At 45.2% G+C, this 2,821-nt stretch carries 1 protein-coding gene; it reads left to right on the top strand.

Annotated features, from left to right (window positions below):
• Window positions 1–768 precede the first annotated feature (768 nt).
• Window positions 769–2,821: DUF4347 domain-containing protein (locus tag QUA77_RS28820; protein ID WP_333454034.1), on the top strand; the 2,053-nt coding region annotated here is incomplete at its 3' end.

Below are 2,821 nucleotides of genomic sequence, written 5' to 3'. Positions count from 1 at the left end.
GCCACAGGCGAGGTTTTAGCTCAGGTTTTTGGGGCTGATAATACTATTACTTCTCTCGATTTTCTGATTTTGGCTCGTTAAGAATAAAAGCGCATTTTATCGGGGGGCTTTTGCCGATATTCTACACGCTCGCTTTTTAAAATTAACCGGGCTTGTAGAATATTTTTAACTCAACGAACATCAAGCTAGTGACTTATTTGATGTTCGACATATCTGCTACTATGAAATTGATTTTAGTGAGTAATTCATTCCTGATTAAAGTCAAAAGGCAGAATTTATGACCACCAAAGTTATAACGTTTTTTTTACACAAAGAGATACTATTTGATATTGGACTGATTGACTACCAGAAAATTGTTTTGTTATCTGGACTCAAGTTCTAATAAACGTCTGAGGGGTAAACCCCCATATTACTACAAACACGAACAATTGTCAACTAGCTGGTGCAAACAAATTTCGCACCTCACGGCGTAATTTTCTTAGATCGCGCGCGTTTTTTTTATACTAAAATAATTCTGCGCTGAGTCAGACTTGGCTAAAAAAACGCCTGATTTCCCAGGTAAATGCCGCTAACTGCTACTTTGGGAAGATGTCGATAAAAAAAATATCGCAGTAAATGGAACTTGTTAAGTATGCGAAGCCGAGAAATTAGCAAGTAGAAATTTCTTATTAGCAATTAACAATAATATCTACCACTTAAGGTTGACAATTAACACGTCAAGGAGCTATCTAACTCATGAAAAAATCAGGGTTCAACTACTCTTCCCCAATGCAAAAATTAAGTTGCGATGGGCACGATAAAGACTGCATAGAAGATCGTGGGATTCGGGAGCCGTTAGCGGGCGATCGGCTGAGCGATATTTACTGTTTAACAAAAGCGAGTCTTCGCGTCAAGAGTGAGCATAAAAAACATTTAGTTTGCATCGATCCCAGGGTAGAGAATTATCAGCATCTTGCCAGGGGAGCCAAACCGGGAACAGAGATAATTGTCCTCGATCGCACCCTAGACGGAGTAGAACAAATTACCGAGATTCTAGCTAAACGCAGCTTAATTGCCAGCCTTCAGATAGTTGCTCACGGCAATGAAGCTTCGGTGCAACTCGGGTCAACGGTACTGAAGGATGAAAACTTACCAAAGTACGATCGGCATTTGCAGCAGTGGCGAAATGCCTTAAGCGAAAAAGCCGATATTTTATTATTAGCGTGTAGGGTTGCTGCTGGAAAATCAGGGATTGCTTTCGTGCGGAAGCTGAGAGAACTAACAGGCGCAAATATAGCCGCTTCTAACAATTTAATTGGTAGTGCAAAATTAGGAGGAAACTGGCAATTAAATGTTACAGCAGGACAAGTAAAAACCGCAATAGCATTTGAAACAAAAACACAGGAAACTTACAGCGCTGTCCTCATTACTTTAGTTGACGAAACTTTTCAAGATGCAAGTCTAATAGGGCCTTGGATATCTGGGGTCACGGGCACGTCAGACGCTCCAGCTTTAACAGCAGGAACTGGAACGGAGACTTTTCCGGGTTTGAACATAGACCCGCCCGGCAGCGGAGCTTTGAGGTTAACTTCAAGAAGTTTTGACCAATCTACTTTTGCCATCTATAACAGTCCGGTACCAGCCAGCAGTGGCCTTAAAATTGTCTTCGATATATTTGCCTACAACGGCACTGCACGTGATAATTTAGCAGGGCGGACAGGGGACGGCATAAGTTTCTTTTTAATTGAGGGTAGTGTGACGCCAACAAAAGCTGGAGGCTATGGAGGTTCTCTCGGCTACGCCCAAAATATCAACGAAAATCAGTCTGGTTTACTCGGAGGTTATTTAGGAATTGGATTGGATGAATTCGGAAATTTTTCAACTGAAAATGAAGGGCGTATAGGCGGAATTGGGGGGGGGCGTAGACCAGATTCGGTAACGCTTCGAGGTAGCCAAGCTACGCAATATCGGTTTTTAACTTCTAACTTTGTGCCGGGGGGAATAGATAATATTCCCAATCCCGTAAGTCCGCCGACCAACACTATTACTAGCACTCGCGAACCAGCCAAAAGAAGAGTTCAAGTTATTTTAGAACCTCCCACTTCTGAAACGCCCAGCCGTCGTCAGCTTACTGTTAGCTTTGATCTCAACAATAATGGTTCGTTTACAGATCCGGGCGAGACTATTATCGACATTAGCGATTTAGAGGCAATAAACGGGCGAATCCCCGCAACATTCAAATTTGGTTTTGCAGGTTCAACGGGAGACGCAACAAATATTCACGACGTTCGCACTTTGTCTATCCAAACTATAGACGTGCCGCTTACTACAGCAGATGTTGCGACAACGAAAAAAGGCCCGCCCGCTGCGGCACCGGGCAGCCCGATTACTTACACAATTACGACAGTAAATAATGGCCCGAACCCGGCTGAAAACGTGCTGGTTGAAGACCAACTGCCCCGAGGGGCAGTATTTGGCAGTGCCGACAGCGGCGGCACTTTCAACCCGACAACGAGACTGGTCTCCTGGCGTATTCCGAATTTAGCTGTTGGGGCCAGCCAGACCCGCACCGTAACTGTTACCGCCCCAACTACACTCGGTGCTATTACAAACAGTGTATTCAGCAGCAGCAACACGATCGATCCCGTACCCGCCAACAACAGCGGCAGCAGCTCGGAGGCGCGAGTCACCACCACTATCACGAACAATATTGCCGATGTAGTTACGCGCAAAACCGGGCCCACTACTGCGGTGGCAGGCTCGAGTGTCACCTACACCATTACGGCGGCTAACAGTGGGCCGAGTGCGGCAACCAATGTGGCGATCGCCGACAGCATTGTTC

Origin of the sequence: Microcoleus sp. K5-D4, from assembly GCF_036704575.1 — a bacterium.
GTDB lineage: Bacteria > Cyanobacteriota > Cyanobacteriia > Cyanobacteriales > Microcoleaceae > Microcoleus.
The sequence above is the reverse complement of the archived record's forward strand: the minus strand, read 5'-3'. Positions and strand labels throughout refer to the sequence as shown.